Below are 15,539 nucleotides of genomic sequence, written 5' to 3'. Positions count from 1 at the left end.
CATGTTCGAGAAAATGCAGCGGGCGTTCTGGAAAGCGTTGACCCCGGATCTGGTGGTAGATGAGCCAAAACCGGTGGCTCAAGCCGTTTCCGGTCTGGCACCGAATGTCGTGGCCGCACTGGGCGGTGCGGATAACCTCAAGTCACATCAGCCCATGGCGCTGACCCGGATGCGGGTGGAGTTACGGGATGTGGCGCGGATGGATCGGCAGGCGTTGACGGCGGCTGGAGTGCCAGGCGTGATGATGCTGGACGGTGGAGTGGTGCATCTGCTCACCGGTTTGCAGTGATCGTTCCCACGCGTTGCCCTTACTGTTTCTCATCCGCAGGTGTATCGTATTCGCCTTTTGCAGGCACCGCGCCTGTGGCTGATACGTGAGGTAGTTGAGTTCATGTCCTTTACCCGTCGACAAATACTCGGTGGTCTGGCCGGTCTTGTGGTGGTTGGCGTGGGGGCCGGTGGCGCGTCGCGTTACTGGCTGGGCAAGATGGCCGACGCTGAGGCCGGCCACGACTATGAGCTGATCGCCGCCCCGCTGGACGTCGAACTGGTGGCCGGGCACAAGACCGAGGCCTGGGCGTTCGGCCCCTCGGCGCCGGGCACTGAGTTGCGCGTGCGTCAGGGCGAATGGCTGCGGGTGCGCTTCATCAACCACTTGCCAGTGGCGACCACCATTCACTGGCACGGCATCCGTCTGCCGCTGGAAATGGACGGCGTGCCCTACGTGTCGCAATTGCCGGTACTGCCGGGCGAATACTTCGACTACAAGTTCCGTGTGCCCGACGCCGGCAGCTATTGGTATCACCCGCACGTGAACAGCAGCGAAGAACTCGGTCGCGGGCTGGTCGGTCCGCTGATCATCGAAGAGCGCGAGCCCACCGGTTTCAAGTACGAAAAGACCTTGAGCCTCAAGAGCTGGCATGTCGATGAAGAAGGCGCTTTCGTGCCGTTCAGCATTCCTCGTGAAGCGGCCCGTGGCGGTACGGCTGGGCGCCTGTCGACCATCAATGGCATCTCGCAAGCAGTGATCGACTTGCCTGCCGGGCAGATCACCCGCGTACGCCTGCTCAACCTCGACAACACCCTGACTTATCGCCTCAACATCCCCGGCGTCGAGGCGCAGATCTATGCGCTGGATGGTAATCCCATCGAACCGCGCCCACTGGGCAAGGAATACTGGCTCGGCCCGGGCATGCGCATTTGCCTGGCAATCAAGGCTCCGCCGGCCGGCGAAGAACTGTCCCTGCGCAACGGTCCGGTACGCCTGGGCACCTTGCGCTCAGTGGCCAATACCGACGCGCCGACCGAGTGGCCGCCGGCACTGCCCGCCAACCCGGTGGCCGAGCCAGACCTGGCCAATGCCGAGAAACTCAACTTCAATTTTGAATGGGTGGGCTCGGTGTCGGTCAACGTCGACAATGGCAAGCCGCCCAGCCTGTGGCAGATCAACGGCAAGGCCTGGGATATCACCGACAAGACCTGCGCCGACCGACCGATTGCCAAGCTCGAAAAGGGCAAAAGCTATATTTTCGAATTGAAAAACATGACTCAGTATCAGCACCCGGTCCATTTGCACGGCATGAGCTTCAAGGTTATTTCTTCGAACCGGCACAAGGTTATCCCGTACTTCACCGACACTTACCTGTTGGGCAAGAACGAGCGCGCGCAAGTGGCGCTGGTGGCGGATAACCCGGGCGTCTGGATGTTCCACTGCCATGTGATCGACCACATGGAAACCGGCCTGATGGCCGCCATCGAGGTGGCGTGATGCGTCAGATACGCCCCGCGGCAATTATCGACCGCAGCCGTGATCGTGATTTCATGCGCGAAGCCCTGGCCCTCGCCGCCGAAGGCGCGGCGCTGGGTGAAGTGCCGGTGGGTGCTGTGCTGGTGCAGGACGGTGAAATCATCGGGCGCGGTTTCAATTGCCCGATCAGCGGCAATGACCCCAGCGCCCACGCCGAGATGGTCGCGATCCGCGCCGCCGCCCAGGCCGCCAGCAACTATCGCCTGCCGGGCAGTACGCTATACGTGACGCTGGAGCCGTGCAGCATGTGCGCCGGGCTGATCGTGCATTCGCGGATTGCGCGGGTGGTGTATGGCGCGCTGGAGCCCAAGGCCGGAATTGTGCAGAGCCAGGGGCAGTTTTTTACCCAGGGCTTTTTGAATCACCGGGTGCTGTACGAAGGCGGGGTGTTGGCCGAGGAGTGCGGGGCAGTGTTGAGCGAGTTCTTCAAGGCCCGAAGAGCAAAACCTTCAGACTAAACACTGATCCTGTGGGAGCGGGCTTGCCCGCTCCCACAGGTTTTTCTGATGCCTGGGCTATAGGGTTTTATTTGCGGGCAACAATCACCGCACGCATCGGCGCCGGCAGCCCTTCGATCGTTTTGCTATGGTCATCCGGATCAAGGAAATCGCTCAACGACTGATACTTCATCCACTCCGTCCCGCGTTGTTCCTCGACCGTGGTCATGCTCACGTCCACGCAACGCACATCGCTGAACCCGGCGCGACGCAGCCACAGCTCCAGCGCCGGCACCGACGGCAGGAACCAGACATTGCGCATCTGTGCGTAACGATCTTCCGGCACCAATACCTGTTGTTGATCGCCTTCGATCACCAGCGTCTCCAGCACCAGTTCACCGCCCTTGACCAGGCAATCCTTCAGCGCCAGCAAATGCTCAATCGGCGAGCGGCGGTGGTAAAACACGCCCATGGAAAACACGGTGTCGAACCCTTCCAGATTCGGCGGCAGGTCTTCGAAAGGGAAGGGCAGGTGCCAGGCATTGGGCTCGGACAGGTAACGCTGTACGGCCTGGAACTGGCAGAAGAACAGCCAGTTCGGATCGACACCAATTACGCTGTCGGCCCCGGCGCCGAGCATACGCCACATGTAATAGCCGTTGCCGCAGCCGACATCGAGGATGCGTTTGCCCTTCAGGTCCAGATGTGGAGACACCCGGGACCACTTCCAGTCCGAGCGCCATTCGGTGTCGACATGCACGCCGAACAGGTCAAACGGCCCTTTACGCCAAGGTGACAAGCCCATCAGCGCGGTGCGCATTTGCGCGCGGGTTTCATCGTCGCAATCGGTGTCCAGCTTAAGGCCGTTCAACAAGTCGACTTCGCTCGGCTGGATCTTCGGCAACGCATCCAGAGCGCTCTGCCAGCGCTCCAGATCGCCGTGACCTTTTTCCATTTTCTTGTCGAGTTGCACTTGCAGGGTGTTGGCCCATTCGGCCAGCGGAGTACCGGCCAGACGGCGGGCGAGGGGAGACAAATCAATCATGGCAAGGCAATCAACGAGGCAAAGTTAAGACACTGGAACCACGGCACGACTTTCGAGAAACCGGCGGCCAACAGGCGTTCGCGGTGTTCTTCGAGGCTGTCGGGCTTCATGACATTTTCGATGGCGCTGCGCTTCTGGGCGATTTCCAGTTCGCTGTAGCCGTTGGCGCGTTTGAAGGCCACGTGCAGGTCGGTGAGCAGCGCGTGTTCTTCGGGGTCATTGAAGCGCAGCTTTTCCGAAAGAATCAGCGCGCCACCGGGCAGCAACGATTGGCGGATACGCGCGAGCAGCGCGGTGCGCTGGTCCGGGGCGATGAATTGCAGGGTGAAGTTCAGCGCCACCACCGAGGCCGGCTGAAATTCCAAGGCAAGGATGTCGCCTTCGATCACTTCCACCGGCAGCAACTCCTGGAACATCGAGTCCTGGCCGTTGAGGTATTCGCGGCAACGCTCGACCATGGCCGCGGAGTTATCCACAGCGATGACGCGGCAGCCGTCGGTGCGCACGTGGCGGCGCAAGGCCTGGGTCACGGCACCCAGCGACGAGCCCAAATCGTAGAGCACGCTGTTTGGCTGAGCGAATTGCGCGGCGAGCACGCCGAGGTTTTCAACGATGGTCGGATAACCCGGCACCGAGCGCTTGATCATGTCCGGGAACACCCGCACCACGTCCTCGTTAAAGGCGAAGTCAGGCACCTGGGCCAAAGGCTGGGCGAAAAGGCGATCGGATTCTTTGCTCACGGCGGTTCCAGCGGTGTAGGTGGAAAAGGCCGGCATTTTAGCCAACTTGGCGCGGGGATGCGCGGGTTTGCTGATAAACCGCCGGACTAACCTCGGTTAACGCAGAGACATGCTGTTGTGGCGAGGGAGCTTGCTCGCGCTCGGCTGCGCAGCAGTCGTCATCCGGTAAGTGGGTTTTGTCTGGGAAGTTGGTGTCGCCTGGGTTGGGGCTGCTTCGCAGCCCAGCGGGAGCAAGCTCCCTCGCCACAGGATTCAGCGCGGTTCCTGGGTGAACGCCGACGCCGCAATCCCCCATTGCCCCAGCCAGTAACTCAGGATGATCACGTAAGGCGCGGCATGAAATGGCATCACAAACCGGTTAATGCCAATCACGCTGTCAGAACACACAAACGCCACCGCGCCCGCCGCAGCCAGCAGCGCCGAGCGTTTGGGCACATCGGTGCCGAGTCGGGCCAGGGCGCGCCAGAGCATGGCGCTGATGGCCAGGCCGTAGACGATCACCGGGACCAGCAGCGGCCCCAAGCCATTGGAAATCAGAACCCCCAGCAGCACGGCACCCACGCCGAAGGCGAGGATCAGCGGCAACACAGCCAGACGCCGGCAATCGCTCAAGTAAGCCTTCAGATACGCCAGATGCGCGAGCAAAAATGCTCCAAGTCCAAACACAAACAAGTCTTGCGGCCATGCCAGCAACACATCGCCGACCAAGGAGAAAATCAAACCCAGGCTGATCCAGCGCCGATACTCGCTGGGCGGTGCATCGTGCAACCAGCCGAGCAGGGCCAGCACAGGCATCGGTTTGACCAGCAGGCAGAGCAGCGCGGCATGCACGCTCAGGCCATACACAAAGGTCACCGCGCCCATCAGCGCCAGAATAAGCCAGCCCACGATCAGTTAACCGCGATGGCGCAGTCGAAGGTTTGCACCGCCGGTACTTCCGGTGCCCACGGTTGTGAGTAAGTCAGCCGCAGGCGGCCAGTGCCGGTGGCGAAGGCCTGGAAACGCCAGGTCGAGACGCCGGCACTGCCGACGATCCCGGCGTCTTCCGGGTTGCTGTAAACCTCGGGGCTGAGCGCGCGCAACACACCACCGGCTGAATCCTGGATCGCCCAGCGGTAACCCGTGGTCGGGTTGCTCGGCAGCGTCAGGATCAGGGTTTGCCCGTTGTGCAGTTTCGCCGGGCATTCGCTTTGTTTTTCCACGGTCAGGTTCTGTTTCGGTTGCGAGGCGCAAGCACTCAGCAGAGCAAGGGCGAGGGGGACAAACAGGCGAGTTGGGGACATAAGATCAGCGGCTCCGGCGTTCACGACGAACGGCGAGCATAACTGAAGATGAGACAAATTGTGACGGTGCCGGCGGTCTGGCTCTTTGTGTGCGAGCCTGCCCGCGATGCACGCAACGCGGTCGTTCAGATAGACCGCGTTGACCCCTTCGCAAGCAAGCCCGCTGCCAGTGGGTTTAGAGTGTGCCGAAAACTTTCTTCGCCAAACTGGTCGCCGCTGCCGCAGGGTTCTTGCGAATGGTTTCTTCCTGTTTGCCAATCATCTCGAACAACCCGTTCAACGCCTGCTCGGTGACGTAGCTTTCGATGTTGGCATTTTTCGCATCCAGCACACCCAGCGTCGCGGCTTGCCCGGCGAACGCGTTGTATTGTTGAGCCAAACCCACCTGGTCGGTGGCTTGCTTGACGATCGGCAAGAACTTGGTGCGGATCTGTTCGCGGCTGGTTTTGCTCAGGTACTGAGTGGCCGAATCCTGGCCGCCGCTGAGAATCCCCTTGGCATCTTCCACGGTCATCTTCTTCACCGCATCCACCAGAATCGGCTGAGCCTGCGTTACCGCCGCTTCAGCTGCCTTGTTCATGCTGGTTTCCAGTTGATCGACCTGATCGCCCATGCCGAACTGTTTCATTTTCTTGGCGACCTTGCCCAGTTTTCCCGGCAGTTCGATTTTCACGTCCGGGTTGTCGCTGAAGCCGCCGGGTGTGCCCAGTTGTTTGACAGCCAGCTGCGCGCCTTGGGTCAGGGCGTCCTTGAGCCCGCCGGTGGCGTCTTGTTGCGACAGGTCACTGAGTGACAGTGCCAGGGCGTTGGCGCAAATCATCAAGCCTGCGCACAGGCCGGCGAAGCGAAGGGTAGGGCGGAGCATGGTGGCTTCCTTGTTCGTAAATAAGGTTGGGAACGATGTTGAAATTTAGTCGGTTTGCGCCGCCGTCGCGACTTGGTCCGCCGCATCTTCACTGCGATGCAGTGCCACCTGACGGATCGACAAGCGAATCTCCGCTGGCAGCACCCGTTTGGCGGCGCCTTCGGCCAGTTCCCCCAGCAGTTCGTGGTAGCTCAGCTTGCCGGCTTCGTCGCGGCGCAGCACGTCGAGGTCCAGCATTGTCTGGATGAAATGACGGAACAGGCTCTTGTCGAAGAACTCCGGGGCGTTCAGGCCGTGGAGGATCGACAGGCGCTGGGCCATGACGGTGCACAGGTCTTCCAGTTCTTCGGCGCTGATGCTGTTCTGGCCGCTGTTGAGCAGCAGGGAAACGGTCATGTAGAAGCGCTGCAAGGTCTGGGCAATGCTTTTCGACAGCAGCGTCAGCAATACGAAATGCCGCGAACTTGGCGCCGGGCGCAGGTACACATCCTTCTCGAAACGCAGCAGGCCTTGCTCGACGAAGGCTTCAAGCCACTGATCGATCACGCCATCGAGTTCGTCCAGTGTCCAGCGAATGAACAGCTCCGATTGCAAGTACGGATACAGCGCACGGGTGTAGCGCAGGATCTGCTCGCGGCTCATGCGCGACGCGCTCTGGAAGAAACTCGCCAGCAGCGACGGCAACGCGAATATGTGCAACACGTTGTTGCGGTAGTAGGTCATCAGGACGGCGTTTTGTTCGTCCAGGTACAGAATCTTGCCCAGCGCATCGTTCTGCTCAGACAGCAGGTCCATGTCCTTCACATGTTCGATCAGCGCGCGGCCGTCACCGTCCGGCAGGGTGGTGTGCGGCGAGTAGGGAACCTTGCGCAACAGCGCCAGATACAAATCGAGCACCCGCGCCATGGCGCGATCGTCCAGGGCCAGGCGGCTGGTGGACAGCAGCGCCAGGGCTACCAGATTCACCGGGTTGATCGCCGCCGCTTCGTTCAGATGCTGCGCGACTTTCTCGCCGAGGCGGTTGGTGGTTTCGTTGAGCCAGGCCGGTTTGAATTGCGGGCCGTGCGCCTGTTGGCGCCAGTCTGGCTGTTCGCTGTCGAGGAACTCCGCCAGTTTGATCGGCTCACCGAAGTTCACCGCGACCTGACCGAAGCGCTGTTTGAGCGCGCCGATGACTTTGAAGATGTCGAAGATCGACTCTTTCTTCTTGCTCGCGCCACGCAATTCGCCGAGGTAGGTGCGGCCTTCCAGCACGCGCTCGTAACCGATGTACACCGGCACGAACACGATCGGCATGCGCGACGAACGCAGGAAGCTGCGCAGCGTGATCGCGAGCATCCCGGTTTTCGGTTGCAGCATGCGCCCGGTGCGGGAACGGCCGCCTTCGACGAAGTATTCGACCGGGAAGCCTTTGGTGAACAGAGTGTGCAGGTATTCGTTGAACACCGAGGTATAGAGCGGATTGCCCTTGAAGGTGCGGCGCATGAAGAACGCACCGCCGCGACGCAACAGACCGCCGATCCCCGGCATGTTGAGGTTGATCCCGGCGGCGATGTGCGGCGGGGTCAGGCCGTTGCGGAACAGCAGATAGGACAGCAGCAGGTAGTCGATGTGGCTACGGTGGCAGGGGACGTAGATCACTTCGTAACCCGGGGCGACCTTTTGCACGCCTTCGATGTTGTTGACCTTGATCCCGTCGTAGATCTTGTTCCAGAACCAGCTCAGCACCACTTCCATGAAGCGGATCGCGGTGTAGGTGTAGTCGGAGGCGATTTCGTTTCCGTAGCGCAAGGCCTGGGCCTTGGCTTTTTCCGGGGAGATGTTTTCGCGCTCGGCTTCGTCGAGGATCGCTTGCTTGACCAGCGGCTGGTTGAGCAGGCCTTTTACCAGGTTACGCCGGTGGGAAATGTCCGGGCCGATCACCGCGGCTTTCAGATTGCGGAAGTGTACCCGCAGAATCCGCTGGGCCATGCGTACCGTGCGCTCGTGGCCCTTGTTGTGTTCGATCAGTTCGCGCAGATGGATCGGCGCCGAGAACTGCACCCGGGTCTTGCGCCCCAGCACGATGATGCTCAGCAACCGGCGCAACCGCCCGGTGACCGCCCAGCTGTCGGCGAACAGCAGCTTCCATGGGCTCGACTCGCTGTCTGGCGACTGGCCCCAGAACACGCTGACCGGAATGATCTGCGCGTCTTCGGCGGCGTTTTGGCTCAGGGCGCTGACCAGACGGGTCAGGGTCGGCGGCGCACCGCGTTTGTCCTGACGGCCGAGCCAGTCGGGATCCGGTGTCAGGTAAAAGAACGCGGCGGGCTCCACCAGCGCACCCACCGCTACCGGCAATACCGGACGGGGCAGGCCGGCCTTGCTGCATTCGGTATCGACCACGGCAAGGTCGGTCAGCGAAGGATTTTGCAGGACGTAGAACACCGGCCGGCTGCGGTCGAGGTTAAGGGTGAACGACGACTGGTTGATCGTCTCTGAGCGAACCCAGAGGTACAGCAGTCGGCGCAGGGTGCCAAACACAAGACGGCGGAACGGGGAACGGGTCATACGGCTTCTGCGTGAGTGAATAAAACCGAGCGTTTGCTCGGGCGGTCGATAGTGTGCCGGATTCATCGAAAATCGGCAAAAAAGCGGCGAAGTAAACTCCTGTTGAGAGTTTTCGCACCTGTCATATACTCGGCGGTCTGTCGCCGAGGCCCTTCAATGGACGTCGGATGCAGGCTGACGTTCCTCAAGGCTTTCCTGCGAAAAGCCCATTCAATAATAAAAAGGGAGTATGAACAGATGGCAACACGCGAAACCGGCAACGTGAAGTGGTTCAACGACGCCAAGGGTTATGGCTTCATTCAGCGCCAGGACGGGGTGGACGTGTTCGTGCACTACCGCGCGATCCGTGGCGAAGGGCATCGCTCGCTGACTGAAGGTCAGCAGGTTGAATATGCGGTGGTGGAAGGGCAGAAGGGATTGCAGGCTGAGGATGTTGTAGGTCTGTAAAGCTTAAGATCAAAAGATCGCAGCCTTCGGCAGCTCCTGCAGAGGGACACAAAACTCTGTAGGGGCTGCCGAAGGCTGCGATCTTTTTCGTTTTACGCGGTTTTCCAGGTGATCTCTTCTTCACCATCGACGCTGATGCGAATCCAGCGATCTGCCGTTTCCTCACCTTCTTCCTCGACCCAGCTACCCGGCGCACAACGCACTTCGACGTTCAATGCGGCAAATGCAGCGCGGGCGCAAGCGATGTCGTCTTCCCATGGGGTCTGGTCGCTTTCCAGGTACAGGCTGTTCCATTTGCCTACGGCTTTGGGCAGCCAGGTCACTGGCACGCTACCAGCCTTGCACTTGTAGGTCTGGCCTTTCTGAACCCAGTCGGTGCACGGGCCTAGAGCCGCGCCGAGCCAGGCCGCGATGGCTTTGTGATCGACGTCGGCGTCTTTCAGGTAAATCTCGATGTCCGGTTGGCGCATGGATGTCCTCACTGCGGGTCTGAAAAATCCATTCGCGGATTTAGCCGGCCTTGAGCCTTTACTCAAGACCAAAAATTAAAGTTGTTCTCTAACTGCTACTGCAGAACGAAATAATCGTAGCGCATCGAAACGGTGACCTCGAACGGTTCCACTTGTTCAATGACTGCTGTCCGGCGTTCGGCACTGGCGCGCCAGCCGTGGGGTGTCATCGCCAAGAGGTTCGCGCGATCCTGACCATTGACCAGCGTCAGTTTGAATTCCAGGGTTTCGCTGTGTTGCAACGCCATGCCTTCCGGCACCAGCGCCAGGTGCTTGTCGTCGGTGTACTCGCGCACCTCGTCGTACAGCCGCTCACGCAATTCCATCAGATGGTCGCTGGTCGGCCCGACTTTCATCAAGCCGCCACCGGGGCTGAGCAGACGTTTGGCTTCTTCCCAGTCCAGCGGGCTGAACACGCTGGCCAGAAACTGGCAGCTGCCCGAGGCCAATGGCACCCGCGCCATGCTGGCGATCAACCAGGTCAGCGCAGGGTTGCGTTTGCAGGCGCGTTTGACCGCTTCCCGGGAAATGTCCAGGGCATAGCCATCGGCGTTGGGCAAGGCTTCGGCGATTTGCGCGGTGTAATACCCCTCGCCACAACCGATGTCCAGCCAGCGCTGCGGCGCATAACCGGCCGCCAGTTCCGCCAGACGCTTGGCCACCGGCGCGTAATGGCCGGCGTTCAGAAAGTCGCGACGGGCTTCGACCATCGCCTGGTTATCCCCAGGGTCTCGGCTGTTCTTGTGCTGCACCGGCAGCAGGTTCAGGTAACCCTGCCGTGCGCGGTCGAAACGATGCCCGGCGGGGCAGGCCACGCCGTTGTCCACCGCGTTCAGCGGTTCGCTGCAGATCGGACAGGCGAGCATCAGGCGAGCAACTTGATCAGGGTCTGGTAGTAGATTTCGGTCAGCACGTCGAGGTCGGCCGCCAGTACACGCTCGTTGACCTGGTGGATCGTCGCGTTGACCGGGCCCAGTTCAACCACTTGGGTGCCCATGGTCGCGATGAAGCGCCCATCTGAAGTGCCGCCGCTGGTGGAGGCTTTGGTGTCACGACCGGTGATGTCCTTGATGCTCGCCGACACCGCGTCGAGCAGCGCGCCCGGCTCAGTGAGGAACGGCAGGCCGGACAGCGCCCAGTCGATGTGCCAGTCCAGGCCATGCTTGTCGAGAATGTCGGCGACGCGCTTTTGCAGGCCTTCGACGGTGGACTCGGTGGAGAAGCGGAAGTTGAATACCGCCACCAGATCACCCGGAATCACGTTGGTCGCACCGGTGCCGGAATTGACGTTGGAGATCTGGAAACTGGTCGGCGGGAAGAAATCGTTGCCGTGGTCCCAGTGCTCGGCGGCAAGTTCGGCGAGCGCCGGGGCGGCGAGGTGGATCGGGTTCTTCGCCAGGTGCGGATACGCCACGTGGCCCTGCACACCGCGCACGGTCAATTTGGCGCCGAGGGAGCCGCGACGGCCGTTCTTGACCACGTCACCCACCAGGGTCGTGCTCGACGGCTCGCCGACGATGCACCAGTCCAGACGTTCCTTGCGGGCGGCAAGGCGCTCGACCACAGCCTTGGTGCCGTGATGGGCCGGGCCTTCTTCGTCGCTGGTGATCAGGAACGCGACCTTGCCCTTGTGATCCGGATAGTCGGCGACGAAACGCTCGGCCGCCACGGTCATGGACGCAAGGCTGCCTTTCATGTCTGCCGCGCCACGGCCACAGAGCATGCCGTGTTCGTCGATCACCGCGTTGAACGGATCGATCTGCCAGGCCGCCACCGGACCGGTCGGCACCACGTCGGTGTGACCGGCGAAGCACAGCACCGGACCGTCATGTTTGCCGTGGGTCGCCCAGAAGTTATCCACATCTTCGATGCGCATCGGCTCCAGCATAAAACCGGCATCGCCCAGGCGCTGCATCATCTGCTTCTGGCAATCGGCGTCGACCGGCGTCACGGATGGACGGCGGATCAGGTCGATGGCGAGTTGAAGTGTCGGCGAAAGGTCGGCGTGGGCCGTCATGTAAGAACTCCGAGGTGCGCACGGTAAACATGTAGGAGCTGCCGAAGCAGCTCCTACCGAGTTTGTTGGCATTGAAAAAGGCGATCATTCTAAAGCAAAACGGCGGCCCGAAGGCCGCCGTTTGACGTTATCTAATAACGGATTACGCCGGTACCGGCGCAGCTTCTACCGAAGGTTTGGGCAGCGACGACAGGAACGCCATGATCAGCGCCGCCAGGTACGGCAGCGACTGCACCAGCAACATGGTCACCCAGAAGCGCATGTCGTTGCTTGGTATACCCTGCACCAGGAAGATCCCCAGTGCCGCGCCCCACAGCAGCAGCATGATGAACAGCTCTTCGCGAGCCTCCGAAATCGCCACCCAGAAGCCGTGGTTATCGGCATTCTTCGGTGTGCGGAAGAACGGAATGCTGCTGGTGAAGAATCCGTACAGCACCGCTTTGGCGATGGTGTGCGACAACGCCAGCCCGGCCAGCGCGGCGCAGAAGGCGTCTTTCAGGTTGACCCCGACCGCGCGGCGGTACAGGAAGATGATCTTGCCCACCTTGAACACGAACAGCGCCAATGGCGGGATCGCGAAAATCAGCAGCGGTGGATCGACCCGTTGCGGCACGATGATCATCGCCGCCGACCACAACAGCGCGCCGACGGTGAAGAAGATGTTCATGCCGTCCGCCACCCACGGCAGCCAGCCTGCGAGGAAGTGGTAACGCTGGCCACGGGTCAGCTCGGTGTCCTTGCCGCGCAGCAGGCTGGCGGTGTGACGCTTGATGATCTGAATCGCGCCATAGGCCCAGCGGAAACGCTGTTTCTTGAAGTCGATAAAGGTATCGGGCATCAGGCCTTTGCCGTAGCTGGTGTGGTAGTACGCCGCCGACAGACCTTTTTCGAACACACGCAGGCCCAGTTCGGCGTCTTCACAGATACACCAGTCGGCCCAGCCCAGTTCCTCGAGCACCGAGCGCCGGGTCATGGTCATGGTGCCGTGCTGGATGATCGCGTCACGGTCGTTGCGGGTGACCATGCCGATGTGGAAGAAGCCTTTGTATTCCGCGTAGCAGAGCTTCTTGAAGGTGCTTTCGTTCTGGTCGCGGTAATCCTGTGGCGATTGCACCACGGCGATTTTCGGGTCGGCGAAGTGCGGCACCATGTGCTTGAGCCAGTTCGGGTCGACGCAGTAGTCCGAGTCGATCACCGCAATCACTTCGGCATCTTTGGCGGTATGTGGAATCAGGTAATTCAGTGCGCCACCCTTGAAGCCGGCCAACGGTGCGACGTGGAAGAACTTGAAGCGTGGGCCAAGAGTTTCGCAATAATCACGCACCGGTTCCCAGACCGCCGGGTCCTTGGTGTTGTTGTCGATGATCAGGACTTCGAAGTCCGGATAGTCGAGGTTGGCCAGCGCGTTGAGGGTCTGTTTGACCATCTCCGGCGGCTCGTTGTAGCAGGGCACGTGAATCGACACCTTCGGTCGGTAGTCTGATTCGCCCACCACGGGCAGGAATTCACGCCGGCGTTTGTGGGTCCAGACCGCTTCGGCCAGTTCATGGGCTTCCGTCAGCAGAACGATAAACACCCCGAGTGCACCGAGGGCGAGGAGGAAGCCTACCGTCAGGCTGAACCAGGTGCTGTATTGCTGGCTGTAGTCGTAACCGATCCATACCAGCACCGAACCGCAGAGGAACGCGATAAAGGTCAGGAAGGTACGACCACGTTGGCGCAGGGCCGAGCCGTCGATCATCAGCAAGGTCAGGGACAGCAGGGCCAACACGGCAGAGCCGATCGCCAGCACACGCCATTGCGGGATCGCGACCACCGGGCCTTCGAAGTTGAATTTCTGCTGGCGCGCGGCGTTGAACACGCCCCAGTACGCGCCTACCGAGCCTTCGTCAGTGGCCTTCCACGGTTGGTCAAACGCTTCGATCACGAAGTAGTTGAAACCCTGACGGTTGAGCTTGTTGACCAGTGTGCGCAAGTAAATGGCCTGGTCCGCCGGCGACGCATCGGCGCCACCGCGCATACGGCCGTTGCTCGGCCAGCCGACTTCGGAGAGCAGCAACGGTTTTTTCGGGAACATCTTTTTCAGGTCACGGGCGCGGTCGAGAACGAACTGGCCGGCCTTGTCCACAGGGATGAACTCCCAGTAGGGCAGAACGTGAGCTGCGATCAGGTCGACGTGCTTGGCCAGTTCCGGGTGTTCTTCCCAGACGTGCCACTGTTCGGAGGTGGTGACTGGAACCTTAACGGCTGCGCGCACGCGATCCAGGATCACGCTCAGCTCGGCAGCAGTGATTTCCTTGCGGAAGATCGCCTCGTTACCGACCACGACGCGAACCACGCTGCGGGAGGTGTTGGCCAGTTGGATGGCGCGCTGAATCTCGCGCTCGTTGCGCTCCTGATCCGGGCTGATCCAGATCCCCAGGGTCACCCGCAGGCCGAACTCTTCCGCCAGTTTGGGAATGTCCTCCAGCGTGCCGTCGACCGAGTAGGTCCGGATGTTGTCCGTCAGCTTGCTCATGATCTCCAGGTCGCGACGCATTTCATCGTCGGTCGGATACTGGTCTTTCTGCGGGTACTGGCCTTGTTGAAACGGCGAGTACGAGAAGCCGGAGATCTGTTCAGGCCAGTTGGGGGCGGAGACCGGGCGATTGACCAACGCCCAGAAACCGGTGAACAAGGCGGCGATTGCTAGAACCACTACCAGGTTGAGTCCAAATTTACGCGATGACATAGCTTTTTCGGGTTCCAAAGGCTGTGGAACGAAGGAACGGTTGGCGGCCGGCTGCCAGGTGGCAGGGGCGCGCATCCTACACTGGAGGTTCTCTGACCGTACAGCGAACAGGGAAACGCACGACATTGGGCAGTCCAGGTCGACTTAAGTTCTTTGACCAGAGCGTTGTAGTCCAATTCCGATCAATTTTTTGTCAATTAAAGCAGTCGACACCGCCGTTCAAAGTGCAAAGATGCTCTTGGCCGCCGACAGCCCTATAATGCGCGCCGGTTTTTGGGGTAATGGTCATGAGTACAGAAGATCCGCGGTTTGCTGGTATCGCCCGCTTGTATGGCATTGAAGGCATGGAGCGCTTGCGCGCGGCCCATGTGGCGATCGTCGGCGTCGGTGGTGTCGGTTCCTGGGCGGCGGAAGCGGTTGCCCGGTGTGGCGTGGGCGAGATATCGCTGTTCGACCTGGACGACGTCTGCGTCAGCAACGTCAACCGTCAGCTGCATGCGCTGGACAGCACCGTCGGCAAGCCCAAGGTCGAGGTGATGGCCGAGCGCCTGCGCGGGATCAACCCGGACTGCACGGTGCATGCGGTGGCGGACTTCGTCACCCGCGAAACCATGGCCGAATACATCACGCCGAACATCGACTGCGTGATCGACTGCATCGACAGTGTCAACGCCAAGGCGGCGCTGATTGCCTGGTGCAAGCGGCGCAAGATCCAGATCATCACCACCGGCGGCGCGGGAGGGCAGATCGACCCGACGCTGATCCAGGTCTGCGATCTGAATCGCACGTTCAACGATCCGCTGGCGTCGAAAGTGCGCTCTACATTGCGCCGCGACTATGGCTTCTCCCGTACCGTGACCCGCCACTACAGCGTGCCGTGCGTGTTTTCCACCGAGCAACTGCGCTACCCGAAACCCGATGGCAGCATTTGCCTGCAGAAGAGTTTTGTCGGGGACGGCGTGAAGCTCGACTGCGCCGGGGGCTTTGGCGCGGTGATGATGGTGACGGCGACGTTTGGCATGGTCGCGGCGACCAAGGCTGTGGATAAGATTGTGGCGGGCGTGCGGCGTCCGGCGGATCGGATCAAACCTCAGGTTTAATGGTTGTG

The 15,539-nt window shown here is 60.9% G+C and carries 15 protein-coding genes; 5 read left to right on the top strand and 10 right to left on the bottom strand.

Annotation, left to right across the window (positions count from 1 at the left end; translation table 11 throughout):
• The first annotated feature begins 1 nt into the window (after position 1).
• The 3 genes from F475_RS16195 to tadA all read left to right on the top strand — a co-directional run bounded on the left by F475_RS16195 (position 2) and on the right by tadA (position 2,265).
• On the top strand, positions 2–289 hold the full coding sequence (locus F475_RS16195) for a PTS transporter subunit EIIB (RefSeq protein WP_111454288.1): 288 nt from the start codon (positions 2–4) through the stop codon (positions 287–289).
• 102 nt (positions 290–391) lie between these two features.
• A complete protein-coding gene (locus F475_RS16190; protein ID WP_064620084.1) occupies positions 392–1,768 on the top strand; it encodes a multicopper oxidase family protein in 1,377 nt (458 codons plus the stop codon).
• Positions 1,768–2,265, top strand: a complete 498-nt coding sequence (gene tadA, locus F475_RS16185) for a tRNA adenosine(34) deaminase TadA (protein ID WP_111454287.1) — start codon at positions 1,768–1,770, stop codon at positions 2,263–2,265. The genes F475_RS16190 and tadA overlap by 1 nt, the downstream gene beginning before the upstream one ends.
• A gap of 67 nt (positions 2,266–2,332) precedes the next feature.
• On the opposite strand, the gene cmoB is transcribed toward tadA, so the two are convergent.
• The 6 genes from cmoB to plsB form a co-directional block, all read right to left on the bottom strand.
• Positions 2,333–3,289: a tRNA 5-methoxyuridine(34)/uridine 5-oxyacetic acid(34) synthase CmoB gene (gene cmoB, locus F475_RS16180; RefSeq protein ID WP_018927039.1), complete on the bottom strand. Its 957-nt coding sequence runs from the start codon at positions 3,287–3,289 to the stop codon at positions 2,333–2,335.
• Entirely contained in the window at positions 3,286–4,065 is a 780-nt protein-coding gene (gene cmoA, locus F475_RS16175; protein ID WP_018927038.1) for a carboxy-S-adenosyl-L-methionine synthase CmoA, read from the bottom strand. Before cmoA ends, cmoB begins: the two co-directional genes overlap by 4 nt.
• A 216-nt stretch (positions 4,066–4,281) precedes the next feature.
• Positions 4,282–4,917, bottom strand: coding sequence for a lysoplasmalogenase (locus tag F475_RS16170; RefSeq protein WP_111454286.1), 636 nt, complete (start codon positions 4,915–4,917; stop codon positions 4,282–4,284).
• 2 nt (positions 4,918–4,919) lie between these two features.
• Positions 4,920–5,312: a protease inhibitor I42 family protein gene (locus F475_RS16165; RefSeq protein WP_018927036.1), complete on the bottom strand. Its 393-nt coding sequence runs from the start codon at positions 5,310–5,312 to the stop codon at positions 4,920–4,922.
• Between the two features lie 175 nt (positions 5,313–5,487).
• On the bottom strand, positions 5,488–6,177 hold the full coding sequence (locus tag F475_RS16160) for a DUF4197 domain-containing protein (RefSeq protein ID WP_111454285.1): 690 nt from the start codon (positions 6,175–6,177) through the stop codon (positions 5,488–5,490).
• 45 nt (positions 6,178–6,222) lie between these two features.
• Entirely contained in the window at positions 6,223–8,727 is a 2,505-nt protein-coding gene (gene plsB / locus F475_RS16155) for a glycerol-3-phosphate 1-O-acyltransferase PlsB (protein WP_111454284.1), read from the bottom strand.
• A gap of 237 nt (positions 8,728–8,964) precedes the next feature.
• On the opposite strand from plsB, the gene F475_RS16150 reads away from it, so the two are divergent.
• Positions 8,965–9,174: a cold shock domain-containing protein gene (locus F475_RS16150; RefSeq protein ID WP_007940478.1), complete on the top strand. Its 210-nt coding sequence runs from the start codon at positions 8,965–8,967 to the stop codon at positions 9,172–9,174.
• Positions 9,175–9,266: 92 nt separating this feature from the next.
• On the opposite strand, the gene F475_RS16145 is transcribed toward F475_RS16150, so the two are convergent.
• From F475_RS16145 to F475_RS16130, 4 genes are all read right to left on the bottom strand, one after another.
• Positions 9,267–9,644, bottom strand: a complete 378-nt coding sequence (locus tag F475_RS16145; protein WP_018927031.1) for a hypothetical protein — start codon at positions 9,642–9,644, stop codon at positions 9,267–9,269.
• A 95-nt stretch (positions 9,645–9,739) separates the two neighbouring features.
• Entirely contained in the window at positions 9,740–10,549 is an 810-nt protein-coding gene (locus F475_RS16140) for a putative RNA methyltransferase (protein WP_111454283.1), read from the bottom strand.
• Positions 10,549–11,700 (bottom strand): succinyl-diaminopimelate desuccinylase, encoded by a 1,152-nt coding sequence (dapE, locus tag F475_RS16135; RefSeq protein ID WP_028939204.1) that lies wholly within the window; start codon positions 11,698–11,700, stop codon positions 10,549–10,551. The genes F475_RS16140 and dapE overlap by 1 nt, the downstream gene beginning before the upstream one ends.
• Before the next feature lie 142 nt (positions 11,701–11,842).
• Positions 11,843–14,431 carry a glycosyltransferase gene (locus tag F475_RS16130; protein ID WP_064621348.1) on the bottom strand — a complete coding sequence of 863 codons (2,589 nt, stop codon included), beginning with the start codon at positions 14,429–14,431 and terminating at the stop codon, positions 11,843–11,845.
• Between the two features lie 287 nt (positions 14,432–14,718).
• Between F475_RS16130 and tcdA the strand changes: the two genes are divergently transcribed.
• The gene (gene tcdA, locus F475_RS16125) at positions 14,719–15,531 is read left to right on the top strand and encodes a tRNA cyclic N6-threonylcarbamoyladenosine(37) synthase TcdA (RefSeq protein ID WP_370741112.1); all 813 of its coding nucleotides are present in this window, start codon (positions 14,719–14,721) and stop codon (positions 15,529–15,531) included.
• Positions 15,532–15,539: the final 8 nt, after the last annotated feature.

The sequence above is a fragment of the Pseudomonas sp. URMO17WK12:I6 genome, assembly GCF_003253625.1.
In the GTDB taxonomy this organism is placed as follows: Bacteria; Pseudomonadota; Gammaproteobacteria; order Pseudomonadales; family Pseudomonadaceae; genus Aquipseudomonas.
Note: the sequence above shows the minus strand (reverse complement) of the source record. Positions and strands in the feature narration are given on the sequence as shown.